The sequence below is a fragment of the Solwaraspora sp. WMMD792 genome (assembly GCF_029626105.1).
Lineage (GTDB): Bacteria > Actinomycetota > Actinomycetes > Mycobacteriales > Micromonosporaceae > Micromonospora_E.
Map to the genome: position 1 here is coordinate 4,164,013 of NZ_JARUBH010000009.1, position 20,819 is coordinate 4,184,831.

At 72.2% G+C, this 20,819-nt stretch carries 15 protein-coding genes and 1 pseudogene; 7 read left to right on the top strand and 9 right to left on the bottom strand.

Annotation, left to right across the window (positions count from 1 at the left end; all coding sequences use genetic code 11):
• The first annotated feature begins 7 nt into the window (after nt 1–7).
• Nucleotides 8–1,090 (top strand): class F sortase, encoded by a 1,083-nt coding sequence (locus tag O7629_RS19715; protein WP_278170928.1) that lies wholly within the window; start codon nt 8–10, stop codon nt 1,088–1,090.
• Between the two features lie 55 nt (nt 1,091–1,145).
• Here O7629_RS19715 and O7629_RS19720 read toward each other — a convergent pair whose 3' ends face one another.
• The gene (locus O7629_RS19720; protein WP_278170929.1) at nt 1,146–1,682 is read right to left on the bottom strand and encodes an HNH endonuclease; all 537 of its coding nucleotides are present in this window, start codon (nt 1,680–1,682) and stop codon (nt 1,146–1,148) included.
• Between the two features lie 387 nt (nt 1,683–2,069).
• On the opposite strand from O7629_RS19720, the gene O7629_RS19725 reads away from it, so the two are divergent.
• The 3 genes from O7629_RS19725 to O7629_RS19735 all read left to right on the top strand — a co-directional run bounded on the left by O7629_RS19725 (nt 2,070) and on the right by O7629_RS19735 (nt 5,359).
• Entirely contained in the window at nt 2,070–3,050 is a 981-nt protein-coding gene (locus O7629_RS19725) for a mechanosensitive ion channel family protein (RefSeq protein WP_278174594.1), read from the top strand.
• Between the two features lie 266 nt (nt 3,051–3,316).
• Nucleotides 3,317–4,780, top strand: a complete 1,464-nt coding sequence (locus O7629_RS19730; protein ID WP_278170930.1) for an MFS transporter — start codon at nt 3,317–3,319, stop codon at nt 4,778–4,780.
• A 105-nt stretch (nt 4,781–4,885) separates the two neighbouring features.
• The gene (locus O7629_RS19735) at nt 4,886–5,359 is read left to right on the top strand and encodes a globin (RefSeq protein WP_278170932.1); all 474 of its coding nucleotides are present in this window, start codon (nt 4,886–4,888) and stop codon (nt 5,357–5,359) included.
• Between the two features lie 7 nt (nt 5,360–5,366).
• On the opposite strand, the gene O7629_RS19740 is transcribed toward O7629_RS19735, so the two are convergent.
• The 4 genes from O7629_RS19740 to ettA all read right to left on the bottom strand — a co-directional run bounded on the left by O7629_RS19740 (nt 5,367) and on the right by ettA (nt 9,086).
• Complete coding sequence (locus O7629_RS19740; protein WP_278170934.1) at nt 5,367–6,008, bottom strand: YbjN domain-containing protein; 642 nt, start codon at nt 6,006–6,008, stop codon at nt 5,367–5,369.
• Nucleotides 6,009–6,137: 129 nt separating this feature from the next.
• The gene (locus tag O7629_RS19745) at nt 6,138–6,908 is read right to left on the bottom strand and encodes a hypothetical protein (protein ID WP_278170935.1); all 771 of its coding nucleotides are present in this window, start codon (nt 6,906–6,908) and stop codon (nt 6,138–6,140) included.
• Nucleotides 6,908–7,327 carry a thioesterase family protein gene (locus O7629_RS19750; RefSeq protein ID WP_278174595.1) on the bottom strand — a complete coding sequence of 140 codons (420 nt, stop codon included), beginning with the start codon at nt 7,325–7,327 and terminating at the stop codon, nt 6,908–6,910. The genes O7629_RS19745 and O7629_RS19750 overlap by 1 nt, the downstream gene beginning before the upstream one ends.
• Nucleotides 7,328–7,409: 82 nt before the next feature.
• Entirely contained in the window at nt 7,410–9,086 is a 1,677-nt protein-coding gene (gene ettA / locus O7629_RS19755) for an energy-dependent translational throttle protein EttA (protein ID WP_278170936.1), read from the bottom strand.
• A 359-nt stretch (nt 9,087–9,445) separates the two neighbouring features.
• Here ettA and O7629_RS19760 point away from each other — a divergent pair, with 359 nt between their 5' ends.
• Together O7629_RS19760 and otsB are read left to right on the top strand one after the other, a co-directional pair.
• On the top strand, nt 9,446–10,843 hold the full coding sequence (locus O7629_RS19760; protein WP_123603184.1) for a trehalose-6-phosphate synthase: 1,398 nt from the start codon (nt 9,446–9,448) through the stop codon (nt 10,841–10,843).
• Nucleotides 10,844–13,453, top strand: coding sequence for a trehalose-phosphatase (gene otsB, locus O7629_RS19765; protein ID WP_278170938.1), 2,610 nt, complete (start codon nt 10,844–10,846; stop codon nt 13,451–13,453).
• A gap of 46 nt (nt 13,454–13,499) precedes the next feature.
• On the opposite strand, the gene cobA is transcribed toward otsB, so the two are convergent.
• The 3 genes and pseudogenes from cobA to cobC all read right to left on the bottom strand — a co-directional run.
• Nucleotides 13,500–14,780 (bottom strand): uroporphyrinogen-III C-methyltransferase, encoded by a 1,281-nt coding sequence (cobA, locus tag O7629_RS19770; RefSeq protein ID WP_278170939.1) that lies wholly within the window; start codon nt 14,778–14,780, stop codon nt 13,500–13,502.
• Nucleotides 14,777–15,826: a nicotinate-nucleotide--dimethylbenzimidazole phosphoribosyltransferase gene (gene cobT, locus O7629_RS19775; protein ID WP_278174596.1), complete on the bottom strand. Its 1,050-nt coding sequence runs from the start codon at nt 15,824–15,826 to the stop codon at nt 14,777–14,779. The genes cobA and cobT overlap by 4 nt, the downstream gene beginning before the upstream one ends.
• Nucleotides 15,827–15,897: 71 nt before the next feature.
• A pseudogene (gene cobC / locus O7629_RS19780) lies at nt 15,898–16,983 on the bottom strand (Rv2231c family pyridoxal phosphate-dependent protein CobC); the annotation flags it as partial.
• A gap of 188 nt (nt 16,984–17,171) precedes the next feature.
• Between cobC and O7629_RS19785 the strand changes: the two are divergent.
• Nucleotides 17,172–19,235, top strand: a complete 2,064-nt coding sequence (locus O7629_RS19785) for a transglycosylase domain-containing protein (protein ID WP_278174597.1) — start codon at nt 17,172–17,174, stop codon at nt 19,233–19,235.
• Here the strand turns inward: O7629_RS19785 and O7629_RS19790 are convergent.
• Entirely contained in the window at nt 19,215–20,810 is a 1,596-nt protein-coding gene (locus O7629_RS19790) for a cobyrinate a,c-diamide synthase (protein WP_278170940.1), read from the bottom strand. The two genes, O7629_RS19785 and O7629_RS19790, sit on opposite strands and share 21 nt — an antisense overlap.
• Nucleotides 20,811–20,819: the final 9 nt, after the last annotated feature.

Consider the following 20,819-nt stretch of genomic DNA (forward strand, 5'->3'; position numbering starts at 1 on the left):
CGGCCAGATGGTCCGTCCTACCCCGGCTGGCGGCCGCCCGGGCGGCTGGGTGCTCCCGTTCCTGACCCAGGTCACGGCGGCGGGTACCACGGCGCACACGGTGGCGCCCCGGGTGTCGACCTACGGTCAGCCGAGGCCGACACCGCCAGATCGGCCGACGGACGAAGTGGGGGATCCGCCGGCGAACGGGGCGACGGATCAGCCGACGGACGGGGCGGCGTACCCGGCGTACCCGGCGATCCCCGGCACGGCCCGCGGGGTGGCCCGTGCCCCGCTGCGTGGGGTGGCCGCGGTGCCGGGTGCCGCCGGTCGCCGCGGTGTCAACGGGCCCGCCGCCAACCGCCGTGCACCGCACGGCCCACCCCGGCAACGGCGGAGCTGGCCCGGGTTCGGGTCGCTGCGCCCGGGTCGACGCCGGGCCGAGGCGGCTGCCGCCCAGCGGGTGGCGGTGGGTGGCTACCGGGGGCGCACGGACGCGCCGTCACGGTGGAGTCCGGTCGCGCTGGTGCTGATCGTGGCGGGCGTCTTCGTCGCCGGGTTCGGCTTCGAACGGGTGACCGGCACCCCGCTCGGGCAGTGGCTGCCCGGAGCGCACCGCGCGACGCCCGAGACGCACCCGCCGTTGGGTGCCAGCGACCCGGTCAGTCTCGCAATCCCGGCGTTGAACCTGCAGGCCGCGGTGCACGACGTCGGGTTGGCCGAGGACGGCACGATCGCGGTTCCGGAACTGAACCGGCACAACGAGGCCGGCTGGTACGTGGCCAGCCCGACGCCGGGTGAGAACGGCCCGGCGGTCATCGTCGGCCACGTCGACACCAGTACCGGTCCGTCGGTGTTCCACCGGGCCGCCACGCTGCACCCGGGCGCGCAGATCCAGGTCCGCCGGATGGACCGGTCGGTGGCGCTGTTCGAGGTCACCTCGGTAGAGCAGTTCGACAAGTCGTCCCTGCCGGTGGACCGGGTGTACGACGACTTCAGTCACCCCGGGCTGCGTCTGATCACCTGCGGTGGTCAGTGGGTCGGTGGTTCCACCGGGTACGCGGACAACGTCGTCGTCTTCGCGTCACTGGTCGGCGCCCAGCACGGCTGACCTCCGCAGCCGGCTCGGGCGGCGGACCGGTCTGCTCAGACAGCGCCCAGCCGGCTCAGGCGGCGGCTTCGGACTCGGACAGGTCGAGCCAGTCGGCCCAGCGCGGATCCGGCGCACGGTGCCCGAGCACCCGCCAGGCGGTGCCCTTCGGGGCGGCCGGCGGGGACGGCAGCCGCCAGCCCAGCTCGGCCGGGGTCCGGTCGCCCTTGCTGTGGTTGCAGCGGGCGCACGCGGCGACGACGTTCTCCCAGATGTGCCGGCCACCACGGCTGCGGGGAAAGACGTGGTCGATGGTCTCCGCCGGGCCCCGGCAGTACGCGCACCGCCAGCCGTCGCGGGCGAAGATCGCCCGGCGGGAGAGGCCGACGTGGGTCCGGTAGGGCACCCGAACGTAGCGGGTGAGCCGCACCACCGACGGCACCGGCAGGCAGTGCCGGGCACTGTGCAGCATGCCCTCGCCGTCGGCGACGCAGACCGCCTTGGCGGACAGGACCAGGATCGCGGCCCGGCGTACGGATACGACACACAGCGGCTCATACGTCGCGTTGAGCACCAACGAACCGGAGCCCACCGTGGGTCGTATGTCAGGCATCCCGCTCACCCTCTCGGTTGTGTTCCCACCCGCTCCTAGTGCCGACTACGAATCGACGCGGACCGACGGTCGGACCGCGACCGGCGCTGGCGAATCGCCAGCGCCCGTGCGCCAATAGTCCCCGATAGATGACCCAAATGCACGTACTATTCGGGCCTGACCCCTCGGGCGTTCGGCCGAGGGCTCGTCGCTGGCCTGTTCCGCCTGGTCAGACCGACAGTGTGGGTCGGCCGCCGACCGGGCAGGGCGGTACGGTACGAATTGACGGTGACCGCACGATCGCCCGCCCGCGCTGACCCCGAGCCTCCCGACCCGGCGACCGGGGCAGCGGCGACCGACCCGCCGTACCAGTGGGCTCAACCGGAGCCGCAGCCCTCGGTGAGCCCGGTGTGCCCCGACGACGACCCGGTCTGCAGCCAGGTGCTCGACTGGACCGGGCTGCCGTGGCTGGCGGAGGGGAGCTTCTGGCTACTGGTCAAACCCCTGCGGATCGTGCTGATCGTCGTGGTGGCGGTGGTGCTGCGGTACCTGCTGCACCGGGCCATCCGCCGGCTGGTGACCAGTACCTCGACGGTCGCCGGGCCGACCATCCTGCGGCCGTTGCGGGAACGGACACCGCCGGCTGGGACGGTGGTGATGCCGGAACGGCGGCGGCAACGCGCCGAGGCGATCGGCTCGGTGCTGCGCAGCACGGTGAGCGCGACCGTGTTCGGGATCGCCGTACTGCTGGTGCTTGGCGAACTGAGCTTCAACCTGGCACCGCTGCTGGCCAGCGCCGGCATCGCCGGCATCGCGCTGGGTTTCGGGGCGCAGACCTTGGTGAAGGACTTGCTCGCCGGGCTGTTCATGCTGCTGGAGGATCAGTACGGCGTCGGCGACATCGTCGACCTGGGCGAGGCCACCGGCGTGGTCGAGGCGGTGGGTCTGCGGATCACCACGGTCCGGGACGCCCGGGGTGTGCTCTGGTACATCCGCAACGGGGAGATCATCCGGGTCGGCAACAAGAGCCAGGGCTGGGCCATGGTGGTGGTCGACATGCCGGTCGGCTTCGCCGACACCGAGCAGGCCACCGCGGTGCTGCGTACCGCCGCCCTGGGGGTGGCGGCCGACGAGGAGATGGCCGGTCACTTCGTGGAGCCGCCGGACGTGCTCGGCGTCGAGCAGGTCACGGTCGACGGCGCGGTGATCCGTACCGTCGCCAAGACCACCGCCGAGGGGCAGTTCGTGGTGGGCCGCGAGTTGCGCCGTCAACTGGCCGCGGCACTGCACACCTCCGGGATCTCGGCACAGATCGTGGCCGGGCGGATGTTCGTCACCCGTGGGTCGGGAGGTGGGCAGGAGGAGCCCGGCCAGGGCGGAACGACTTGACCGGTCACCGGGACGGCGTGTCCGAGTACCGGGACGACGTGTCCGCCTCGGCCGACTAGCAGGGACTATGCACCGTATGGCGAACTGGTTGTCATCCGAATGTTTAGTCGGAGTGACGACAAACCAGCCGTTCACACTAGCCAGATGTCACCCGATCGGGCATGATCCGGGACGAGTGTCATCGGAGTGTCACCACCACTTCGCTCAGCCGTACGTCCGGGACGTTCCCCGGTAGCACCCGCCACGAGCGGGTGCCGCCGAGAACGATGGAGGCGCCGTCCGTGTCCGACGAGGCACAAACCGCCGGGAGTCCGGCGACCTTCCGCGAGGTGTTCGCGGCGGATGAGTTCCGCTTTCTTTTCGTCTCGGTGGCGCTGTCCTGGATCGGCGACTACATCGCGAAGGCAGCGGTCACCGTCCTGGTCTACCGGGAGACGGAGTCGGTGGCCCTGTCGGCCGCCGCCTTCGCGGTCAGCTTCCTGCCCTGGTTGATCGGCGGCCCGCTGCTCACCACGGTCGCCGAGCGGCACCCGTACCACCGGGTGATGATCACCACCGATCTGATCCGGATGGCCCTGATCGCCGTTGTCGCCACCCCCGGCCTGCCGGTCTGGGCGATGATCAGTCTGCTGTTCTGCACCACTCTGGCGAATCCGCCGAACCAGGCCGCCCGGTCCGCGCTGATGCCCACTGTGCTGACCGGTGACCGGCTGATCGTGGGGCTGTCGCTGATCGCCAGTACCGGCCAGCTCGCCCAGGTCGGCGGCTACATCGCCGGCGCGGCGATCGCCTCCGTCAACCCACGGGCGGCGTTGCTGTTGAACGCGACCACCTTCGCCGTCTCGGCCCTGGTGATCCGGCTCGGGGTCCGGGCCCGGCCGGCGGCCACCACCCCGGACCGCCGCCAACACCTGCTCCGCGAGACCGCCGAGGGCTTCCAGCTGGTGTGGCGTACCGACGTGCTGCGGGCCATCGCGATCCTGGTCTGGACGGTCCCGCTGTTCGCCATCGTGCCGGAGGGGTTGGCCGCCGCCTGGGCGGCCGAGCCCGGGGTGTCCGACTCCGAGCGGGGTCTCGCCCAGGCGATGATCATGGCGGCGAGTCCGACCGGCTACATCGTCGGCGGGCTGCTGATCGGCCGGCTGGTCCGTCCGGGCCGCCGACGCAGACTGATCCGACCGTTCGCGGTGATCGCCCCGCTGGCGCTGGTCCCCACTCTGCTCGACCCGTCGCCGCCGGTGGTGGCGGTGCTCGCCGGGGTCTGCGGCTTCGCGGTGGCCGGTCTGCTGCCGGTGACCAACGGGCTGTTCGTCCAGGCGTTGCCGCACGGTTACCGGGCCCGCGCGTTCGGGGTGATCGCTACCGGCATCCAGGTCGGCCAGGGAGCCGCAGTGCTGGTCACCGGCCTGCTCGCCGACCGGTTCGACATCCCGACCGTGGTCGGGTTGTGGAGCCTGACCGGTGCGGTGGTGATCTCCCTGGCGCTGCTGCGGTGGCCGGCCGAGGAGCGCTTCGACGCGGCGATCGCCGCCGTCGCAGCCGCCCCCGGCGCCGCGACCGGTACCGCGACCGGCGGTGGTTCCAGCACAGCCGGCACAGGGACCGCCGGCACAACGGAGACACCGGGCACTTCCGCCGCCGGCTCTTCCGCCGGCGCGGCGGCCAGCAACGGCAACCCCGTACCGCAGGCCCGTGACGCGCAGCAGGCCGACGAGGTCGGCCGCGCCTGAGCCCGCGCTGGCGCACACCACGCCGCACCACGCCGCACCACGCCGCACCATGCCGCACCATGCCGCACCGGGGACCGCCGGGCGCGGACCGGCTGGCAGGATGGAGTGGTGACAGCGTCAGATCCTGCCAACGACTCGGCCGGCGCGGCGCCCGCGGCCGGCGGTCCCGCCCCGACCTTCTTCGCCGCCATCGGCGGGGAACCCGCCTTCCGCCGGCTCGTCGACGAGTTCTATGCCGGCGTCGCCACTGATCCGCTGCTCCGCCCGATGTACCCGGAGCAGGATCTGGGGCCGGCCGCGGAGCGACTGACCCTGTTCCTGATGCAGTACTGGGGCGGCCCCGGCACGTACTCCGAGCAGCGTGGACACCCCCGGCTGCGGATGCGGCACGCACCGTTCCGGATCGGTCCGGCGGAGCGGGACGCCTGGTTGACCCACATGCGCCGGGCGGTCGACCGGCTGGACCTGCATCCGGAGCTCGCCGGGGTGCTCTGGGACTACCTGGAGCGTGCCGCCTACTTCATGGTGAACGAGATGGACCCGTCCGATCCGCCCCGGCGCGACCTGGCCAGCGGCTGACCGGCCGTCAGAGCAGGGCGCCCTCGTCGTGCAGCCAGTCGACGAAACTGGTCGCCACGGCCGCTCCGCAGTCCAGCAGTTCGACAAGCAGCGCGTCGTTGGCTCCGGCGGCGAGTGGGACCTGCAGCTCGGCGTAGATGGGCAACTGGCCACGGTCGGTGGGGTCGCCGACGTACGCCTTGCAGAACCGTCTGGTGTGGTTCCACTCGTTGACCACCCGGTAGGCACGGTCGGCCCAGTCGGGTGGCACGGTGGAGTGCGGTCGGGCGCGGACCACCAGGATCTCGTCCTCCGGCCCTTCGAGGGTGAACAGGACGGCGTGCCGCTCCCACATGGCCAGCAGGCTGCCGTCGCCGTCCGCGAGATACCGGATGTCCAACATGTCCAGTGCGGTGCCGATCCGGCGGAGGGTCACCGGCACCACCTGCGGCGATAATTCCTTGCCCGCCGCCGCGGCCGGCGACGAGATCGGGCAGGACGGCCCTACCGGCCTGGTCGGCCCGAGTTCAGCCGACGACGACCGGGGCGTCTGCTCCGGCGTTCGTGGCGCGGGCGGGCCAAGCCGGACACCGCTGTCCACTCCGGTCCTGCTTCGGGTATCCGGCTCACCGCCATCTGCGTGACCGGAGCGCCACGACCACCATGGCATTATCCGCACCTCACTCCCCAGCGGATCCGGGCGCCTACGTTGCGTCGGATCCGAGGCCCGACGGTACCCGGATAGCCGTTCCTAGGCACCCCCCCAACGGACCCCCCGAACCAGAGGGATGAGGGAGCATCATACTTTCGGCTGAGTGATCGTCGGCGTGAGTGCAAGATTGTTAACTCTTTGTGTCCAGGCCGCCCCGAACGGCGCATCAAGTGCTACCCAATTGCCTACTGTCCCGACCCGTACCACCGACTGCAGTGGATCCACGGGGCGGCCCGGCAGGTCGGTCCGGTCCCGACAGTCGACCGGCTCCGGCCGACCGACCGGCCCCTCGGTCGTGCCGAGGAACCCCATCCGGGCCACCGCCTGCACCAGCCCCTGGCGGATCTCGATCCGCTCGCCGATCGGACCGTCGACGGTCACCACCACGGCCACGTGGTCGAGCAGGGCGTCCCGTACCGCCCGCTGGCCCACTGCCCGTCCACCGACGCCCTGCGTCTCGGCGGCCCGCAGGGTGCCGGCCGCCGCCACCGCGACCCGTCGCAGATCGGCCGCCGGCACCACCTCGACGACCCGCGCCGGGCCGGGCGGCAACGGCCACCGCCACGCGCTGTCCCGGCGCGGCGGCAGCCCGGTGGAGACCGCCGTCAGCCGGGCCAGCAGCTCCGCGGCGGACACCGTGGCGTCCCCCGGGCCGGGCCCCGCCACGGTCCGCTGCACCAGGACCGCCCACGGCAGGCGGGCCCAGAGCTCGGTGTGGTCCCGACCGACCGACCGCAGCCGCACCGGTGCGCCGGGGTCCAGCCGTACCAGCCGGGCCAGGAACGCGCCGGCGTCGGCCAGCCCGGTCAGCCGGTGACCGGCCGACGCCGAGTCGGCCCGGGGCGTCCGGCCGGCCATCATGCCTCGGCGGCGGCCGGTCGGACGTACGGCAGCAGGAAGGCCCGCTCCGCCTCGGTCAGCCGGCGCGGCCGCCCCTGCTCCAGGTCGAACGGCACCAGCACCGAACGGGCCCGGCTGACCAGCAGGTCGCCGTCGAACATCTCGTAGGCGACCGTGAACCGCGACGGACGGACCTGTTCGATCCAGAGTTCGATCCGGACGGCCGGTGCCTGATCGGCGGTCGACCGGCCCATCCGGTAGTCGACCGGGCGCAGGTAGTCGACCTCGTGCCGGTGGATCAGCACGCCGTCGGCGAACGAACCGACGCCCCAGGCCCGCCCGCCGGAGAACATCAACGCGACCCGGGCCTCCTCGTACAGCGTCAGGAACCGGGCGTTGTTGACGTGCCCGTACGCGTCGAGGTCGGACCAGCGCAGCGCGGCGTGGAACGTGTAGCGCTGGCCACCGCCGGCGGCCGGGACCTCGCCGGTCGTCGACGAGCCCCCGGCCAGTGCCGCATCAGTCACGGGTCAGCTTGCGGTAGGTCACCCGGTGCGGCCGGGCCGCTTCCGCGCCGAGCCGGTCGATCTTGTTCTTCTCGTACGCCTCGAAGTTGCCCTCGAACCAGAACCACTTCGCCGGGTTGGTGTCGTCGCCCTCCCAGGCCAGGATGTGCGTGGCGACCCGGTCCAGGAACATCCGGTCGTGGGAGATGACCACGGCGCAGCCGGGGAACTCCAGCAACGCGTTCTCCAGGCTGGACAGCGTCTCCACGTCGAGGTCGTTGGTCGGCTCGTCGAGCAGGATGACGTTGCCGCCGATCTTCAGGGTGAGCGCCAGGTTGAGCCGGTTACGTTCACCACCGGACAGCACCTTGGTCGGCTTCTGCTGGTCGGGGCCCTTGAAGCCGAACGCGGCCACGTACGCCCGGGACGGCATCTCGACCTTGCCGACCATCAGGTGGTCCAGCCCGTCGGAGACCACCTCCCAGACCGTCTTGCTGCTGTCCAGGCCGGAGCGGTTCTGGTCGACGTACGACAGCTGCACCGTCTCGCCGACCCGGACCTGGCCGCTGTCCGGCTGCTCCAGCCCGACGATCGTCTTGAACAGCGTGGTCTTACCGACGCCGTTCGGACCGATGATGCCGACGATGCCGTTGCGCGGCAGCGAGAAGCTCAGGTCGTCGATCAGGACCCGGTCGCCGAAGCCCTTCTTCAGGTTCACCGCCTCGATGACGGTGTTGCCCAGCCGCGGCCCCGGCGGGATCTGGATCTCCTCGAAGTCCAGCTTGCGGGTCTTCTCCGCTTCGCTGGCCATCTCCTCGTAGCGGTCCAGCCGGGCCCGGGACTTGGTCTGGCGCGCCTTGGCGTTGGACCGGACCCATTCCAGCTCCTCGCCGAGGCGCTTCTTCAGCTTGGCGTCGCGACGACCCTCGACCGCCAGCCGGGCGGCCTTCTTCTCCAGGTACGTGGAGTAGTTGCCCTCGTACGGATAGGTCCGGCCGCGGTCCAGCTCGAGGATCCAGTTGGCGACGTTGTCCAGGAAGTAGCGGTCGTGGGTGATCGCCATGACGGTGCCGGCGTACTTGGCCAGGTGCTGCTCCAGCCAGTGCACGCTCTCCGCGTCCAGGTGGTTGGTGGGCTCGTCGAGCAGCAGCAGGTCCGGCGCCTCCAGCAGCAGTTTGCACAGCGCGACGCGTCGCCGCTCGCCGCCGGAGAGCTGGGTCACCTCGGCGTCCGGTGGCGGGCAGCGCAGCGCGTCCATCGCGAGTTCGAGCTTGGAGTCGATGTCCCAGGCGTCAGCGTGGTCCAGCTCCTCCTGCAGCTGACCCATCTCGGTCATCAGCTCGTCGGAGTAGTCGGTGGCCATCTGCTCGGCGATCTTGTTGAACCGCTCCAGCTTCGCCTTGGTCTCGGCGACCGCCTCCTCGATGTTGCCGAGCACCGTCTTCGCGTCGTTGAGCGGCGGTTCCTGAGCGAGCATGCCGACGGTGTAGCCGGGCATCAGCCGGGCGTCGCCGTTGCTCGGCCGGTCCATGCCCGCCATGATCTTCAGCAGGCTGGACTTGCCGGCGCCGTTCGGGCCGACCACACCGATCTTGGCACCCGGCAGGAAGTTGAGCGTCACGTTGTCCAGCACGACCTTGTCGCCGTGCGCCTTGCGCGCCTTTTCCAGGACGTAGATGAACTGGGCCACGGTGCGGCCTACCTCCAGAACTCTCGTGGGACCCGTCGGTACGGGCAGGTCACGACCCCGCGTACCGGCCGCCGGCACCGACCGGAGCGGCTGCGGGTGGTACGCGGTACGCGGTCGTGCGCGGTACGACGGTCCGATCGGTGCGTACGCCGTTGTCAATCCTGACAGGTCCAACGCCCCAGCCGCACCTCACCCCACCGGACGGCCGGGATCTTCGCGCCAGTGTTACCTGCCTCATTGCGCCCGGCCGGGTTTCGATGTCCTGATCAGCTGGGCACCAAGAGGGGGACGGGGGTCCGCCCGTCTGGCCCGCACAGTACGCTCATGGCGGTCCCGTAATCACCGGAGGTGTACGGAACGTGACGGTTCGGAGCTCGTTCGTAGTGGTCGCCAACCGCCTGCCGGTGGACGAGGTGACCACGCCGGAAGGTCGCCAGTGGCGGCGCAGCCCCGGCGGTCTGGTGACCGCCCTGCACCCGGTGCTCGCCGCGCACCAGGGCACCTGGGTCGGCTGGGCCGGTGGCGCCGGTGCGGCACCGGAGCCCTTCGACCTCGAAGGCATCCGGTTGCACCCCGTCCCGCTGAGCGCCGAAGAGCTGGAACGGTACTACGAAGGTCAGTCCAACGCCACCATCTGGCCGCTGTACCACGACGCGGTCGAGACGCCGGCGTTCAAGCGCCGCTGGCGGGAGGCGTACCGGGTGGTCAACGCCCGGTTCGCCGAGGCGGCAGCGGAGGTCGCCGACGAGGGTGCGACGGTGTGGGTGCAGGACTACCAGCTGCAACTGGTGCCGGCCATGCTCCGGGAGATCCGCCCGGACCTGCGGATCGGCTTCTTCCTGCACATCCCGTTCCCGCCGATCGAGCTGTTCATGCAGATGCCGCAGCGCGCCGAGATCCTGCGCGGACTGCTCGGCGCCGACCTGGTCGGCTTCCAGCAGCGGCTGGCCGCGCAGAACTTCGTCCGGCTGGCCCGCCACCTGCTCGGGCTGCGGTACGAGGGCCAGATGATCCAGGTCGACGGCCGTAAGGTCAAGGCGGGTGCCTTCCCGATCTCGATCGACGTTCCGGAGATGGAACGGATGGCGCACGACGCGACGGTGGAGGCGCGGGCCAAGCAGATCCGCGCCGAGCTGGGGGATCCGAAGACGGTGATCCTCGGGGTGGACCGGCTCGACTACACCAAGGGGATCGAACTCAGGCTGAAAGCGTTCCGGGAACTTCTTGCTGACGGAAAGCTGACAGTTCCGGACGCAGTTATGGTGCAGGTTGCCACCCCCAGCCGCGAGCGGGTCGAGCACTACCAGGCACTTCGGGTCAAGGTTGAGCGCGAAGTTGGCCGGATTAATGGTGAATTCGGCCGGGTGGGTGTGCCCGCCGTGCACTACCTGCACCAGTCGTACAGTCGCAGTGAACTCGCCGCGCTCTACCGCGCGGCCGATGTGATGATGGTGACACCACTGCGAGACGGAATGAACCTGGTGGCCAAGGAGTACGTCGCGGCCCGCGCCGACACCGGCGGTGCCCTCGTGCTCAGTGAGTTCGCCGGCGCGGCAACGGAGCTGCGTCAAGCGTTCCTGTGCAACCCGCACGACCCGGACGGCGTCAAGGATGCCCTGTTGCGGGCGGTGCACGTCGACAGTTCCGAGGCCCGGCGGCGGATGCGGATCATGCAGCGCCATCTGCGGACCCATGACGTCGGCCACTGGGCCCGCTCCTTCCTCACAGAACTCGGTGTGCCCGAGACGGAGGAATGAATGAGAACGTCCGTCCTTGACGGGGACGTACGCGCGGCCGCGGATCAGATCGATCCCGAGCTGCGCGCGGCGATCGGGCGGATCGCCCGGATGCCGATACTGCTGGTGGCCTGCGACTACGACGGCACCCTCGCACCGATCGTCGAGGACCCGACCCGAGCCGTACCGCTACCGGAGTCGGTCGCGGCGGTGCGGGCGCTGGCCGCGCTTCCACAGACCACCGTCGCGGTGGTCTCCAGCCGGGCGCTGCGCGACCTCGCCGCGCTCTCCCGGCTGCCCAGCGAGGTCCATCTGGTCGGCAGCCACGGGTCCGAGTTCGACATCGGCTTCGTCGAACGGCTGGCCCCTGAGCAACTGCAGGTGCACTCCCAGCTCAAGCGGGAGCTACGGCAGCTGATCAAGGACCAGCCCGGGGTACGGCTGGAGGTCAAACCGGCCAGCGTCGCGGTGCACACCCGGGGCGCCGATCCGGCGGTCGCCGAGGCGGTCGTCGCGGCGGTCAACACTGGACCGGCCGCCTGGCCCGACGTCACCGTCACCCAGGGCAAGGAAGTCGTCGAACTGTCGGTGGTCGCCACCGACAAGGGCACCGCCCTGGACCAGATCCGCACCCAGACGTCGGCCAGCGGCGTGCTGTTCATCGGCGACTCGATCACCGACGAGAGCGCCTTCGCCAACCTGCACGGCCCGGACGTCGGCATCAAGATCGGCGACGGCGACACTCGGGCGGCGTTCCGGGTCGCCGAACCGATCGACGCCGCGCGGGTGCTCGGCGTCCTGCTGGAGACCCGGCGCAACTGGCTCTACGGCGAGCACGCGGTGCCGATCGAGCGCCACTCGATGCTGGCCAACGGCCGGACCATCGCGCTGCTCACCCCGGACGCCAAGGTGACCTGGCTGTGCCATCCCAAGCCGGACTCGTCGGCGATCTTCGCCGATCTGCTCGGCGGCGCACCGGCCGGGCACTTCGCCGTCGCACCGGCCCGCGGCGGGTTCCCGCTGGGGCAGCGCTACCGGCCCGGCACGATGACCGTGGAGACCCGCTGGTCGGGGCTGACCGTCACCGACTGGCTGGACCACCCGCCGGCCGAGTCCTCCGCCGGCGACACGGTGCTACCGGGCGCCGACTCCACCCTGGTCCGGGTACTCACCGGCACCGGGCAGGCACAGCTGGAGTTCGCCCCGCGCCCCGAGTTCGGCCAGGTGGCCGTGCAGCTGCAGCCGCTCGGTGACGGGCTGCTGGTGCTCGGCTCCAACGAGCCGGTGGCGCTCTACTCCCCCGGGGTGGAGTGGAAGGTCGTCGACGACGGCGGTCGGGAAACCGCCCGCGCCCTGGTCGACCTGGCCGCGCTCGACGGCATGCTCACCATGGAGCTGCGGTTCGGCTCGCACAGCCTGGAACACCACACCGTCACCGTGCAGCAGCGCCAGTCCACCGCAGAACAGCCGTGGCGGGAGTGGGTCCGGCAGCTGCAGCTGCCGAACACCGGCCGGGAGCTGGTCGCCCGCAGCGCGCTCACCCTGCGGGGGCTGTGCCACGAGGCAACCGGCTCGATCCTCGCCGCCGCGACCACCTCACTGCCCGAAGAGCTCGGCGGGGTACGCAACTGGGACTACCGGTACTGCTGGCTGCGGGACGCGGCGATGAGCGCCCGGGCGTTGGTCGACCTCGGCTCGCTGGCCGAGGCCGAGGCGTTCCTGCGCTGGGTGGACGGCTGCGTCGAGCGCACCGGCGGCCACCCGGAGCGGTTGCACCCGCTCTACACGGTGGAGGGACTGGAGCTGGGCGCGGAGGCGGTCATCGACACCCTCCCCGGCTACGCCGGCTCCCGCCCGGTGCGGGTCGGCAACCTGGCCAACCACCAGCTGCAGCTCGACGTGTTCGGGCCGATCGCCGACCTGCTCGCGGTGGTCGCCGACGCCCGTGGTTCGGTGCACGACGACGAGTGGCGGGTGCTGGAGGCGATGGTGCAGGCGGTCGAACGCCGCTGGCACGAGCCGGACCACGGCCTGTGGGAGGCCCGGCTCGCTCCCCGGCACCATGTCTTCTCCAAGGTCATGTGCTGGATGACGGTGGACCGGGCGCTGCGGATGGCGGGCCGGCACGGCGGCGGCGAACGGCCGGACTGGGTCGAGCTGCGCGACCGGATCGGCCGCAACGTGCTGGAACACGGCTGGCACGCCAAGGCCGGCGCGTACACGGTCGCCTACGGCGACGAGGAGATGGACGCCTCCTCGCTGTGGATCGGGCTGTCCGGGCTGCTGCCCGACGACGACCCGCGGTTCCTCGCCACGGTGCTCAAAGTGGAGGCGGACCTGCGCAGCGGCCCGGTGGTGTACCGCTACCGGTGGGACGACGGGTTGCCCGGCCGGGAGGGCGGGTTCCACATCTGCACCGCCTGGCTGATCGAGGCATACCTGCGCACCGGGCGGCGCGGTGACGCCGAAGAGCTGTTCGAGCAGATGATCGACACCGCCGGCCCGACCGGTCTGCTGCCCGAGCAGTACGATCCGCTCGCCGAACGCGGGCTGGGCAACCATCCCCAGGCGTACAGCCATCTGGGGCTGATCCGGTGCGCCCTGCTGCTGGACGACATGCTCAAGCTCTGAAACCGGGGCCGGTCCGGCGCGCCGCTCCCCCGGCGCGCCGGACCGCTCAGTCCTCGGTCCGGTCGGCTCGATCGGTTGGCCGGTCGGCTCGATCGGTCGGCACGTCCAGCGTGCCGACCACGTCGCCGACGACCACCACGGCCGGCGGCCGCAGCCCGGCGGCGGCGGCCTCGCCGGCCACGGCACCCAGGGTCGACGTCAGCGCCCGCTGGGCACCGGTGGTCGCCTCCTGCACCACCGCCGCCGGGGTGTCCGCGCCACGGCCGTTGGCGAGCAGCGTCTCGGCGATCGCCGGCAGGTTCTTCAGCCCCATCAGCACCACCAGGGTGCCGCGCAGCCGGGCGAGCGCCGGCCAGTCGACGAGCGACAGCCGGTGCCCCGGCGGCAGGTGGCCGGAGACCACGGTGAACTCGTGGGCCACCCCTCGGTGGGTGACCGGGATACCGGCGGCGGCGGGTGCCGCGACCGAACTGCTCACGCCGGGCACCACCGACACCGGTACGCCCGCCTCGACGCAGGCCAGCAGCTCCTCGCCGCCCCGGCCGAAGACGTACGGGTCACCGCCCTTGAGCCGGACCACGACGGACCCGGCCCGGGCCCGGTCCACCAGAATCCGGTTGATCTCCTCCTGGGCGGCAGCCGGGCCGTACGGGATCTTCGCGGCGTCGACCAGCTCGACCCGGGCGGGCAGCTCGTCCAGCAGCAGCCCCGGCACCAGCCGGTCGGCGACCACCACGTCGGCCTCGGCGAGCGCGCGGCGGCCCTTCACGGTGATCAGTTCCGGGTCACCGGGGCCGGCGCCGACCAGGACCACCCGGCCGGTCGGGCCGGGGCCGGCGGCGGCCGGCGCCGCCCCGGCGGTGCCGGCGACCGGGATCGTGCCGTCGGCCAGCCGCTGGTCGATCGCGTCCCGGACCCGGACCGCCCGCTGCGGGTCCCCGCCGCCGAGCACCGCCACGGTCACCGGGCCGTGCCGGGTCACCGCCGGGGTCCAGGCGGTCGCCTCGGTCCGGTCGTCGGCCCGTACGCAGAACACCCGCCGGGGCTCGGCGGCGGCGCTGACTTCGGCCGCCGCCGCCGGGTCGTCGACGGCGACCTGGACCAGCCAGGCCCCGTCGAGGTCACCGGGCTGGAACCGCCGCTGCCGCCAGCCCAGCCGACCGGCGGTGACCAGGCCGTGCAATGCCGGGGTCAGCTCGGGTGAGACGACGAGCACGTCGGCTCCGGCGTCCAGCAACGCCGGCACCCGCCGGGTGGCGACCGTGCCGCCGCCGACCACCAGCACCCGCCGGCCGTCCAGCCGCAGTCCCAGTGGGTAAAGGTTCACTTCTCGGAAACTCCCGCCGCGTCGAAGGTGGCCACCTCGTGCAGGACCCGGACCGCACTGGCCACCATCGGCCAGGCGAGCAGGGCGCCGGTGCCCTCTCCCAGGCGCAGCTCCAGGTCGACCAGTGGGTGCAGGCCGAGCTGGCGCAGCCCAACGGTAGCCCCCGGCTCCACCGAACGGTGCCCGGCGACCATCGCGGCGGTGGTGTGCGGGGCCAGGGCCGCCGCGGCCAGCGCGGCGGCCACCGCGCTGACCCCGTCCAGGATCACCGGGATCCGCCGGGCGGCGGCGCCGAGCAGGAAGCCGCAGAGCGCCGCGTGTTCCAGCCCGCCGAGCGCGGCCAGCACCCCGACCGGGTCGGCCGGGTCCGGCCGGTGCCGGCGCAGCGCCGCCTCCACCACGGACACTTTCCGCTGGTACGTCTGCTCGTCGACCCCGGTGCCCCGGCCAGTGACGTCAGCCGCCGTCGCACCGGTGAAGCCGGCGATCAGGGCCGCCGCCGCAGTGGTGTTGGCGATTCCCATGTCACCGGTGAGCAGGCTGGCGGCGCCACCGTCGTGCAGGTCGCCGGCGACCCGGATGCCCACCTCGATGGCGGTACGGGCCTCGTCGACGGTCATCGCCGGCCCGCTGCACAGGTCGGCGGTGCCGGGGCGTACCCGGGCCGACACGAGCCCGTCGGCGGGCTCCAGCGGCGCGGCCACGCCCACATCGACCACGGTGACGCTGGCCCCCATCTGGCGGGCGAAGGCGTTCACCACCGCGCCGCCAGCCAGGAAGTTGGCCACCATCTGCGCGGTGACCTCCTGCGGCCAGGGGGTGACCCGCTGCCGGTGCACCCCGTGGTCGGCGGCGAAGACGGCCACCGCGCCGGGCTCGGGCAGCGGTGGCGGGCAGGCCGCGGCGAGGCCGGCGAGCCGTACCGAGAGCTCCTCCAGCGCGCCGAGTGAGCCGGCCGGCTTGGTCAGCCGGGCGTGCAGTGCACGGGCCTGCGTCATCGCGTCGCCGTCCGGTGGCCGGATCCGCGCCAGGGTCGCCTCGATCAGTGAGCCGGTCGGGCCGTCGGGCACAGGACCTCCAGAGCCGTCGGGCATCAGTCCTCCACGACCATCGGGCATCAGTCCTCCAGGGCGGTCGACAACACGGAGACGAAGGCGTCGGTGGTGGCAGTGTCCCGTACCGCGATCCGCAGCCAGTCGACACCCAGCCCGGGGAAGGTGTCGCCGCGGCGTACCGCATAGCCCCGCTCACGCAGCCGGTGCCGCACCCGCTGCGCACCGGCGACGTGGATCAGGACGAACGCGCTGGCCGGGGTGCCGGCCACGGTGACCCCGGGCAGTTCGGCGAGCCGTCGGACCAGGTGGGCGCGCTCGGCGGCGAGCGCGGCGGCGAACCGGCGTTCGGCGCCTACCGCCCGGCGGCTGGCGCACATCTCGGCGGCGACCAGCGCCGGAGTGGCGACCGGCCACAGCGGCGCCGCGGTGGCGAGCCGGCGCAGCAGCGGCTCCGGGCCGAGCAGGTAGCCGATCCGCAACCCGGCCAGTCCCCAGGTCTTGGTCAGGCTGCGCACCACGACGAGTCCGGGCAGGTCGCGCCGGTCGGCCAGCGACTGCGGTTCGCCCGGTACGCCGGCGGCGCAGGTGGTGTCGGCGAACGCCTCGTCGACGACGACGACCCGGCCCGGTCGGGTGAGCGCGGCGACCGTCTCGGCGGGGTGCAGCACCGACGTCGGGTTGGTCGGGTTGCCGATGAGCACCAGGTCCGCGTCGGCCGGGACGAGGGCGGGGTCGAAGGTGAACCCGGTGTCGGCGGACAGCAGCACCCGGTCGACCCGGTGCCCGGCGTTGCGCAGCGCGGCTTCCGGCTCGGTGAACTGCGGGTGCACCACCACTGGGCGGCGGGCGTCGCGCAGCCCCTGGGCGATCAGGACGAAGCCCTGGGCGGCACCGGCGGTGAGCAGCACCTCGCTGGCGGGCCGGCGGTGCCGGTCGGCGACGGCCGTGACAGCGGCCCGCTGGTCGGGGTAGCGGGCGAGATCGCGCAGGCTGGCAGAGACCGGTTCGGTCAGCCAGCGCGGCGGTTCGCCGACGCGGACGTTGACCGCCAGGTCGATCAGGCCGGCGGTGGCCTCGACGTCGCCGTGGTGCCCGAGATCGTACTCCTGCATGGTGGCGATCATGCCGGGCGGGCGGGATGAAATCGACGAAGGGTGACGCTTGTGACACGATTCGTCTTATGGTTTTAATCCTTTTGGTCACTTTTTGTGGCTGTCCGGCTTAGCTTTGGGCCGTGAGGAAACGCACCCGCCACCCAGCTCGCAGTGGCCGCCTCGTCCAACTGCTCCGGGCCGGTCTGATCGCCGGTGTCGTGGTCGCCGCCGCCGCGTACCCGATGGCCGCCGTTGCCGGTCTCGGCGTCATCGCCAGCACCAAGGCGATCGACCAGATCCCCAGCGAGCTGCGCGAGGCCCAGCCCGCCCAGACGTCGTACGTCTACGCCGCCGACGGCAAGACCCTGGTGACGATGTTCTACGAGGAGCACCGCAAGTACGTACCGCTGACCGAGATGTCGCCGTTCATCCAGCAGGCCATCGTCGCCTCCGAGGACAACCGGTTCTACCAGCACTCCGGCGTCGACCCGAAGGGCGTCGCCCGGGCGTTCGTCGCCAACCAGCAGGCCGGCGGGGTGTCCCAGGGCGGCTCCACACTGACCATGCAGTACGTCCGGCTCGCCCTGCAGCAGACCGCCCAGAACCCGTTGGAGCTGCAGGCGGCCACGGCACAGACCCCCGGCCGCAAGATCCGGGAGATCCGGATCGCCATGGAGCTCGAGAAGCAGATGTCCAAACCGGAGATCCTGGAGCGGTACCTCAACGCCGCCTACTTCGGTCACCGGGCGTACGGCATCTACGCCGCCGCGGAGATCTTCTTCTCCAAGCACCCGAAGGCGCTGACCGCCAGCGAGGCCGCGCTGATCGCCGGACTGGTCAAGGCACCGTCGGAGTACGACCCGGCGACATCGGACCAGGCCGCGGCCACCGAGCGGCGCAACTACGTCATCGACCGCATGGCCGACCTGGGCTACCTCTCCCCGGTCGCGGCCGAGCAGGCCAAGGCCGAACCGATCCGGCTCAACCTGAGCACCCCGCCGAACGAGTGCGTGTCGGTGCCGCAGGAGCACAACGACTGGGGCTTCTTCTGCGACTACCTCAAGTCCTGGTGGATGAGCCAGAAGGCGTTCGGCGACAGCCCGTCCGAGCGGCTGGCCAACCTGCGTACCGGCGGGTACCGGATCGTCACCAGCCTCGACCCCGGCATCCAGAAGGTCGCCCAGGAACAGGTCACTTCCCGGGAGTCGATCGGCAGCCCGTTCGCGCACGGCCTGGTGGCGGTCGAACCCGGCACCGGACAGGTCAAGGCGATGGCGGTCAACCGGGTCTACTCGCTCGACCAGACCGACAACGGACAGCACTCCAACCCCAACCTGCGGGAGAAGGTCAAAGGCAACTACCCGAACACGGTGACACCGCTGCTCGGCGGCGGCGACCTGCCCGGGTACCAGGCCGGCTCGACCTTCAAGATGTTCACCATGCTGGCCGCGCTGGACGCCGGGATGCCGTTGCGCTCCGGGTTCAACGCGCCGCACCGGATCAACTCCATCTACGACGGCGGCGAGGGCTCCAGCAGCTGCGGCGGACGGTGGTGCCCGAGCAACGCCGACGGGTCGATGGCCGGTTTCCACTACATGTGGTCCGGGTTCGGTAAGTCGGTCAACACCTACTTCGTCTGGCTGCTGCAGCAGGTCGGCGCGGAGAAGGCGGTGCAGATGGCCGAGCGGCTCGGGCTGCGTTGGCGCACCGACGTCGACCGGCGCAACGCCTCACCGGAGCACGCCAGCAAGTGGGGTGCGTTCACCCTCGGCGTCTCCGACGTGACCCCGCTGGAGATGGCGAACGCGTACGCCACCATCGCCGCCGACGGCAGCCACTGCGAGGACTCCCCGGTGCTGGCGGTGGAGAACCCGGACGGCAGCCCGGTCACCTACCGGGCGTTGACCGGGGTCGACGTCGAGGTGGCAACCCCGCGCTGCCGGGCGGCCTTCTCGCCGGACGTGGCCCGAGCCGCCACCGACGCCGCCCGCTGCCCGGTCGGTGACCGCCCGGCCGCCGGCGGCTGTGGCGGCTGGGCCACCGCCGAAGGGGTCGCCAAGGCGGTCGGGCGGCCGGTTGCCGGCAAGACCGGTACCACCGACAGCACCCGGTCCGCCTGGTTCACCGGCTACACCCCGGAACTCGCCGTGGCCAGCTTCATCGCCGACCCGGACAACCCGTTCAACGCGGTCGGCGACTGGCAGTCGCAGAAGCCGGTGGACTCGGCCGCCGGCACGTTGAAGAACGCCCTCAAGGGCAAGCCGCCACGCCAGTTCACCCCGCCGTCAGCCGAGATCGTCGGCTGAGGCCACCAGCACCGGCTCGGTGTCCTCGTCGTCGCCGACCGACGGCGGCCGTGGCCCAGGCGGATGCTGCACGGACGCATGCGGCGCTGCCGAATGCGGTGCAGGCGGGTGCGGACCGGGCGGATGCGGCGGCACCGGCGGATGCGGTGCGGGCTCCCCCGCTGGCGGGCCGACCGGGGAGCCCGCACCGGTACGGCCGTCGGCGGCGGCGACCACCAGTCGCCGGGCGATCTCCGGCGCCCCCGCCCAGTGCAGCGTCAACTGGGAGGCGTGCACCCGACGCCAGACGAAGCCCTCCGGCACCCCGTTGCCCCAGGTCCACGCGGGGGTGTGGCCGGCACGCGGGGAAACCACCATCTGGTGCTGCTTGTAGCCGATCAGTCGGCCGCCGAGCGGCGCGACCGGGGTGGCCGCCCGCGACGTCGCCTCCCGGTAGCCGACGATCATCCGGTCGGTGGTCGACGCCGCCGCGTCGAACACCTCACCCATCGGCCGCCCGTCACACTCCCGGACCAGCCAGAGCAGCCCGGTCCCCTCGGCAAGCACCGGCCGACCGGACCGGGCGAGGTCGGCCACCGCGAGGGTCAACGCCCGGTTCGCCGACAACTCCGGCAGGTAGGTCTCCGGCAGCCCGCCGGGCAGCACCAGCGCCGCCGTCGCCTCCGGCAACGACTCGTCCCGCAGCGGATCTACCGGCACCACCGCGGCACCGGCAGCGGTGAGCAGTTCGACCGTCTCCGCGTAGCCGTAGATCAGCTCAGCGGTGCCGGCGACCGCGATCACCGGACGCCGGGCCGGCGGCGGCGCCGGCGGCACCCCGGCCGCCTCGGCCTCGGCCGCCAACGCGTCGCCGGCGGTCCACTCCGGCACCGGCAGCGGCGGCGCTGACCGGGCCATTGCCAGCACCAGGTCCAGGTCGACGGCCGCGTCCACCGCCTCACCGAGCCGGCGGATCAGCCGTACCGTGTCGATGCTGTGATGCGCGACCGGCACCACCCCGGCCGGACGCGGAATCCCCGCCGGCAGTTCGCCCCGGTGCAGCGCGCCGAGCACCGGCACGCCGATCTCGTCCAACGCGGTACGGAGCACCTGTTCGTGCCGCGCCGAGCTGACCCGGTTGAGGATCACCCCGCCGAGCCAGAGCAGTTCGTCGTACGCCCGGAAGCCGTGCACCAGCGCGCCCACCGACTGCCCCATCGTCGCCGCGTCCACCACCAGCAGCACCGGGGCACGCACGGCGGTGGCGACGGTGGCCGTGGACGGGCTGTCCGGTCGGCTACCGAGACCGTCGAACAGCCCCATCGCCCCGGCGACCACGGCGATGTCGGCTCCGGCCGCACCGTGCGCCAGCAACGGACCGATCCGCCCGGAGCCCACCAGCATCGGGTCCAGGTTGCGGCCCGGACGCCCGGCGGCGGCGCCCAGGTACGCGGCGTCGGTGTGGTCCGGCCCGACCTTCAGCCCGGCGGTGCTCAGCCCTCGGTGCCGCAGCGCGGCCAGCAGGCCGATCGCCACCGACGACTTGCCGTGGCCGGACGCGGGGGCGCTCACCACCAGGCGGGGCAGGGACGGCATCTGCGACTC

Bases quoted from the DNA above. Each gene is read 5' to 3' on its own strand.
- O7629_RS19785 (WP_278174597.1), top strand. From the start codon at position 17,172: ATGGCCGCCGTTGCCGGTCTCGGCGTCATCGCCAGCACCAAGGCGATC.
- otsB (WP_278170938.1), top strand. From the start codon at position 10,844: ATGAGAACGTCCGTCCTTGACGGGGACGTACGCGCGGCCGCGGATCAG.
- O7629_RS19715 (WP_278170928.1), top strand. From the start codon at position 8: ATGGTCCGTCCTACCCCGGCTGGCGGCCGCCCGGGCGGCTGGGTGCTC.
- O7629_RS19730 (WP_278170930.1), top strand. From the start codon at position 3,317: ATGGAGGCGCCGTCCGTGTCCGACGAGGCACAAACCGCCGGGAGTCCG.
- O7629_RS19790 (WP_278170940.1), bottom strand. From the start codon at position 20,810: ATGCCGTCCCTGCCCCGCCTGGTGGTGAGCGCCCCCGCGTCCGGCCAC.
- O7629_RS19740 (WP_278170934.1), bottom strand. From the start codon at position 6,008: ATGCCATGGTGGTCGTGGCGCTCCGGTCACGCAGATGGCGGTGAGCCG.
- O7629_RS19720 (WP_278170929.1), bottom strand. From the start codon at position 1,682: ATGCCTGACATACGACCCACGGTGGGCTCCGGTTCGTTGGTGCTCAAC.
- O7629_RS19745 (WP_278170935.1), bottom strand. From the start codon at position 6,908: ATGGCCGGCCGGACGCCCCGGGCCGACTCGGCGTCGGCCGGTCACCGG.